This is a genomic window from Corynebacterium sp. HMSC08C04, from assembly GCF_001807495.1.
Classification (GTDB): Bacteria; Actinomycetota; Actinomycetes; order Mycobacteriales; family Mycobacteriaceae; genus Corynebacterium; species Corynebacterium simulans.
In genome coordinates, this window is the sequence record NZ_KV789212.1 from 78,305 (window position 1) to 84,372 (window position 6,068).

The 6,068-nt window shown below is 60.1% G+C and carries 7 protein-coding genes; 4 read left to right on the plus strand and 3 right to left on the minus strand.

Going from position 1 to position 6,068, the window contains the following annotated elements; all coding sequences use genetic code 11:
* Positions 1-147: 147 nt before the first annotated feature.
* A complete protein-coding gene (locus HMPREF3169_RS06945; RefSeq protein ID WP_061923570.1) occupies positions 148-492 on the minus strand; it encodes a HesB/IscA family protein in 345 nt (114 codons plus the stop codon).
* A 153-nt stretch (positions 493-645) separates the two neighbouring features.
* Between HMPREF3169_RS06945 and HMPREF3169_RS06950 the strand changes: the two genes are divergently transcribed.
* Both HMPREF3169_RS06950 and HMPREF3169_RS06955 read left to right on the plus strand, forming a co-directional pair.
* A complete protein-coding gene (locus tag HMPREF3169_RS06950) occupies positions 646-1,347 on the plus strand; it encodes a DUF3043 domain-containing protein (RefSeq protein ID WP_061923573.1) in 702 nt (233 codons plus the stop codon).
* A gap of 54 nt (positions 1,348-1,401) precedes the next feature.
* A complete protein-coding gene (locus tag HMPREF3169_RS06955) occupies positions 1,402-2,415 on the plus strand; it encodes a nicotinate-nucleotide--dimethylbenzimidazole phosphoribosyltransferase (protein WP_070456018.1) in 1,014 nt (337 codons plus the stop codon).
* A 21-nt stretch (positions 2,416-2,436) separates the two neighbouring features.
* Here the strand turns inward: HMPREF3169_RS06955 and HMPREF3169_RS06960 are convergent, their stop codons facing one another.
* Positions 2,437-3,543, minus strand: coding sequence for a branched-chain amino acid aminotransferase (locus HMPREF3169_RS06960; protein WP_070456022.1), 1,107 nt, complete (start codon positions 3,541-3,543; stop codon positions 2,437-2,439).
* A 121-nt stretch (positions 3,544-3,664) separates the two neighbouring features.
* Here HMPREF3169_RS06960 and HMPREF3169_RS06965 point away from each other — a divergent pair, with 121 nt between their 5' ends.
* Complete coding sequence (locus tag HMPREF3169_RS06965) at positions 3,665-5,164, plus strand: leucyl aminopeptidase (protein ID WP_070456019.1); 1,500 nt, start codon at positions 3,665-3,667, stop codon at positions 5,162-5,164.
* 22 nt (positions 5,165-5,186) lie between these two features.
* On the opposite strand, the gene HMPREF3169_RS06970 is transcribed toward HMPREF3169_RS06965, so the two are convergent.
* A complete protein-coding gene (locus tag HMPREF3169_RS06970) occupies positions 5,187-5,579 on the minus strand; it encodes a hypothetical protein (protein ID WP_061923587.1) in 393 nt (130 codons plus the stop codon).
* A gap of 139 nt (positions 5,580-5,718) precedes the next feature.
* Between HMPREF3169_RS06970 and HMPREF3169_RS06975 the strand changes: the two genes are divergently transcribed.
* Positions 5,719-6,068: biotin/lipoyl-containing protein (locus HMPREF3169_RS06975; protein ID WP_305763939.1), on the plus strand; the 350-nt coding region annotated here is incomplete at its 3' end.

The following is a 6,068-nucleotide window of genomic DNA, read 5'->3' on the forward strand; positions in this document are numbered from 1 at the left end:
TTATCCAAAAAGTGCCCGCCGCTTGACCTGTCTCCCTTATCTTTCAAAAGGAGGAACAGAGGAAAGCGGCGGGCACTTTTCGTGCTTGCAGCCACGAAGGGCTTTAAGCCAAGACGCTTTAAGCTGAAACGCTTAAAAGCGCGCTATTTAGTTAAAGGAGTCACCACAAGCGCAGGAGCCACCGGCATTCGGGTTGTCAATGGTAAAGCCCTGAGACTCAATGGTGTCAGCGAAGTCGATCTTTGCGCCAGTGAGGTAAGGAACGGACATCTTGTCAACGACGAGGTTTACGCCATCAACGTTGTCGACCTTGTCACCATCGAGGCTGCGGTCGTCGAAGTACAGCTGGTAACGCAGGCCAGCGCAACCACCTGGCTGGACGGCAATACGCAGAGACAGGTCATCACGGCCTTCCTGCTCGAGCAGTGCCTTTGCCTTTGCGGCTGCTGCCTCAGTCAGGATGACGCCGGTAGCGGAAGCTGGAGCGGTCATGTCTTCTCCTCTATTAAGTACGGGTTTTTCTGGCCTCTACCCTACCCTCAATGTTTCGAAGGTGGAAAGGTTGACCTCGCTTACGTCTTTCACAACACCGGGCAGGGCGGGCCTATTCCCATTTAACGGCCACAACCTTGTAGTCTGATCAACGTGAAACTTCCGTGGCAAAAAGATGAAAAGGCGGACGGTAGCGCCGCCCTCCCCGCTTCTCAGATGAGCGAAACCCCGGCTGCTAAAAAGCCGGAGGAACACCGCAAGGGTTACACCCCGCCGAAGGGTCGTCCCACGCCGAAGCGCGATCAGCAAGAGATCGCCCGCGGCGTCAAGCGCGATCCGCACGGCATGTCCGAAGCCCAGCGCTACCAGCACCGCAAGGAGATGAAGGCTTCCATGTCCAAGGAGGAATGGAAGGCCTATAAGCGCAAGGAGCGCGAGGAATCTCGTGCGGCTAACCGCCTTGCCCAGGAGCGCATGGCGAGCGGCGACGAGCGCTACCTGCTGCCCCGCGATAAGGGCGAAGTCCGCCGCTACGTGCGTGACTGGGTAGATTCCCGCAAATTCATCAACGAGTGGATGATGCCTATGATGCTGCTTCTGCTTGTGGTTATGATGCTGGCCAACTTCAGCCCCAACGTTGCCAACTGGGTCAATATCTTCGCCATGGTGGTTATCGCGGTAATCGCCATCGAGGGTTTCTGGCTGGCTCGTCAGTGCAACAACGCAGTGCGCCTGAAGTTCCCGGGAACCACCGAGGCTGGCTTCGGCTTGGGCTTCTACGCATATACGCGCGCTTCCCAGCCGCGCAAGTGGCGTACCCCAAAGCCACGCGTCGAGCGCGGCGCTACCGTCTAAGGCAGTCTTACTTAATCTAGGTAGTTATTTCTAGGTAGTTATTAAGGAGTAGCGATGTCTGAGCTCACGCCGGTTCCGCAGCCTGATCAGCAAGCAGGCCGCGCCGTCGCCGACGCGTTGGCTTCCTCTGTACGCGGAGATTCTTTCGGTAGGTTGAGCGGCGTCGCGAGCTGGCTTGCTGCTTGTCAGGGTGTCGTACCAGCGGCGGCTTTGCGCCGCCCACGCGTTGTCGTCTTCGCTGGTTCGCATGGCATCGCTACCCGCACTTTCGAAGGTGTCGGCCTTTCTGCTTTCGCGCCCGAATCCGACGCGCAGCAGATTGCTGAATTAAAGGAAGGCACCGGACCGAGCCACAGCTTGGCACGCCGCGCAAGCGCCAGCATCACGGTCGTCGATTGTGCGCCCTCCGCCCCTATCGACGCCGAGCCGGCGATGGGCAACGAGGAGTTCGAGGCGGCGTTTTCTTTGGGCCAAGCCACTGCCGACGCCGAGATTGATTCCGGCGCCGATCTGCTCATTCCCGCCGAGGTGGGCGTTGGTGCTACCACCGTTGCCGCAGCGCTCATGGGTCATTTCACCAGCACTGAGCCGGTCGCCATCGTGGGTCCTGGCTCGGGCACCACGGATGCAATGTGGAAGACCAAGGTCACCGTGATCCGCGACGCCATGTTCCGCATCCGCAACTTGGAGGGCGCGGAGGTTATTCAAGCCGCATCCTCGCCTAGCTTTGCGGCATTGGTGGGCTTTATCTGTCAGGCCGCTGCGCGCCGCACGCCACTGCTTATCGACGGCCCGCTGTGCGCCACCGCCGCAGTCTTTGCCGAGTCCCTCGCCCCAGGCGTAAAGCAGTGGCTGCTCGCGGCGAATGTCACCACGGAGCCGGCACACATTAAGGCCTTGCAGCTGCTGGAGCTGCGCCCACTGCTTGAGCTTGAGATGCGCGCCGGCCAAGGCCTGGGCGCGCTGGCCGCATTGCCGCTCATTCAGTCCGCCCTCGAGCTTGCCGCGGACGAACTCAATGTTCTCGCAGAAGCTCAAGAGCCGACTCTAGAATCGGCTCAAGAATAGGCCCAAACAGGCGCCGCAGGATTAGCCGGCCTTCTCAACCAGCGTGTGCAGCCAGCCGTGGTTATCCTCTACGCAACCACGCTGGATGCCAGTTAGCCGCTCGCGCAGCGCCATCGTGGTCTTGCCGGCTTCGTTGCCGTTGACCTTGAAGTCAACGTCGTCGCCCATGACATGGCCCACTGGAGTGATAACGGCGGCGGTGCCGCAAGCAAAGGCTTCCGTCATCGCACCCGATGCAACATCATCGCGCCATTGTTGCGCAGTGATGCGGCGCTCCTCAACTTTAAGCCCCATATCCTGTGCTACCTGCAGCAAGGACTTACGGGTAATGCCCGGCAGCAAGGAACCGGATAGCTCTGGGGTAACCAGGGTCTGGTTTCCTTCCTCGCCGTAGATAAACGCTAGGTTCATCCCACCCATTTCTTCGATGTACTTGTGTTCGATGGCATCGAGCCAGACCACCTGGTCGCATCCCTTCTCCGTAGCCTGTGCCTGCGCAAGCAGGGAGCCCGCATAATTGCCAGCGAACTTCGCCGCACCAGTGCCACCTGGAGCCGCACGCACATAGTCGGTGCACAGCCAAACCGATACCGGTTTGATGCCACCGGAGAAATATGCACCTGCCGGTGAGGCAATCAGCACGTAGCGATAAGAATTCGCCGGGTGAACGCCCAAGGAGACCTCAGTGGAAATCATAAAGGGGCGCAGGTAGAGCGCCTCCTCGCCGCCCGCGGCTGGAACCCATGCCTGATCGACGTCGACTAGCTGGCGCAGCGACTCGATGAACTCTTCCTGCGGCAGCTCCGGCATGGCCAAACGCGCCGCAGAATCGATGAAACGCTGCGCGTTTTCTTCTGGGCGGAAGGTGGCGATGGAGCCATCCGGCTGGCGGTAGGCCTTAATACCTTCGAAGATGGCCTGGCCGTAGTGGAAGATGTTGGAGGCTGGGTCCATGCTAAACGGCGCATATGGACGCACCTGCGCGTCATGCCAGCCCTTTTCTTCATTCCAATCGATGGTCACCATGTGGTCGGTGAACTTTTTGCCAAAGCCAGGATCCTGGAGAATCTCGGCCAGCTTTTCAGCGGAAGTGGGGTGCTCAGTACGCGTTACGGTGTAATTCAACATGCCCCACACGCTACTCGCTTTTTCTATAGGAGGGCAGGAAAAATTCGCCTAAAGATGTGAGCTAGGCGGGTAGGGTGTGTGAGGTAAAACCATTTTCAATCCCGAATGCAAGGAGGAAATCGTGGCAAAGTCCGCGTTTACCCTGCCCGCCCGCGGCAGCTTCCCATCTGTTGAACTGGCAAAGAAGGCCCCAAAGAAGGCCGACGCATTGCTCATCGCAGCTTTCAGCGGCGAGGATGGCCTTGAGGTTCCGGGAAGCGACGCACTGGATTCCGCTGCGCTGCGCGCTACCTACGAGGCGCTTGCTGCGGTAGACGCAACTGGCCGCGCAGGCGAAATCACCCGCATCCCTGCACCGCAGGATTCCATCGCGCCGCTCATCGTCGCTGTCGGCTTGGGTGACGCTGAGCTGCTCGACGCCGAGTTGCTGCGCCGCCATGCCGGCACCGCCGCGCGTGCGCTCACCGGCGGTGGCACCGTGGTCACCACCCTTGCGGACTTTGGCCTGACCGCCACCGTCGAGGGCCTCATCCTTGGCGGCTACGCTTACCGCGGCATCCGTTCCGGCGAGGCCAACGACTCCGAGTCGCCGGCTTCCTTCAGCGTTATCGCAAACAAGAAGGCAGCCGAAGAGTTCGAGGCCGCGCGCGTTACCGCTGAGGCTGTGAACCTCGCCCGCGATCTGGTAAATACCCCGGCTAACGAGCTCTACCCTGAGTCTTATGCCGAATTCATCTCCAACGAGGCTGCCGCGGCAGGCCTGGAGGTAGAGGTACTAGATGAAAAGCAGCTGAAGAAGGAAGGCTACGGCGGCATCATCTCCGTGGGCAAAGGCTCCAAGCGCCCACCACGCCTAGTGCGACTTACCTGGGAGCCGAAGGATGCCACCAGCACCGTTGCTCTGGTGGGCAAGGGCATCACCTTCGATACCGGCGGTATCTCCTTGAAGCCGGGCGCCGGCATGTGGGACATGATCTCCGACATGGGTGGCTCCGCCGCCATGGCCGCTGCCATCATCGCAGCCGCCAAGCTGGAGATCCCAGTCAAGGTCACCGCTACCCTGCCATTTGCTGAAAACATGCCAGGACCAGGTGCTACCCGCCCAGGCGATGTGATTACTCACTACGGCGGAATCACCTCTGAGGTGCTCAACACCGACGCCGAAGGCCGCCTCGTTTTGGCAGATGCCATTGCTCGCGCCAGCGAGGATAAGCCGGAGTACCTCATCGAGACCGCTACGCTTACCGGCGCGCAGATTGTCGCGCTGGGTACCCGTACCGCTGGCGTCATGGGCTCCGATCTCTTCCGCGACCGCATTGCCGAGATTGGCCGCGAGGTCGGTGAGAACGCATGGGCAATGCCGCTGCTCGAGGAACACGACGAAGAGGTCAAGTCCCAGGCCGCCGATATCCGCAATATCAACGCTAAGCGCGAGGGCGGCATGGAATTTGCCGGTACCTACCTGCAGAAGTTCGTCGGCGAGGGCATCGAGTGGGCGCACATCGACGTCGCCGGCCCGTCCTGGAACAACGGCGCACCGCACGGCTACACCCCGAAGCGCGCCACCGGCGTTCCGGTTCGCACCGTGATTGCAGCGCTGCGCGAAATCGCAGAGTCCTAAACCGCAGCCCTAGCCTGGGCTTCTACTCAGCGCCGTGCTCGCGCTCAAAGCGGGCGCGGCGCTGTCTTTGTTCTTCTCGCTTGCGCAAGATGCGTTCGCGCTCCATACGCTCGCGCATGCGCTGAGGATAGCCGGTTTCTTCTACGTCGTAGACATCGCATTGCAGCAGTTTCGCCACGGCATCAATACCCTTCGGCCCGCCGATCCGGCGGCGGATGAACTGGCCAGTCTCATCCACGACAACCACGGACATCTCGTTGACCACCGTTTCGGGTTCTACAAATGCTTCGATATAGGCGCGTCCGCGCGCCCACTCAGAAAGGGCTGCTGCGTCTTCCTTCCGGATCGTCTCGCCAGGCCCACGTGGGGGCCGCAGCTGGGACCTAGATCTGTTTCGACGGAAGGGATTAAACATAGGCCATGAGTCTACTCCCCCGTGTACTTACGCACTTAAAACGGACTGGTGGACCCAGATGTGCACGCTAGTCGCACACACGCGGTAGGATTGAGCATCAGCGTTAAACAATTCCGACTTCCGAGGAGTCTTATTACTTATGGCACACTCTGTTGTGATGCCCGAACTGGGCGAATCCGTAACCGAAGGCACGATTACCCAGTGGCTGAAGTCCGTGGGTGACACGGTCGAGGTCGACGAACCATTGCTCGAGGTCTCCACCGATAAGGTCGACACCGAAATCCCTTCCCCCGTTGCGGGCACCATCCTCGAAATCAAGGCTGACGAAGATGACGACGTAGAGGTCGGCTCCGTCATCGCCATCATTGGTGACGAGGGCGAGTCTGCTTCCGATTCTTCCGCTGAAAAGCCAGCCGAGGAAAAGGAAGAAGCCAAAGAAGAGCCGAAGGCTGAAGAGAAGGAAGAGGCTTCTGCACCGGCTGCTTCCGG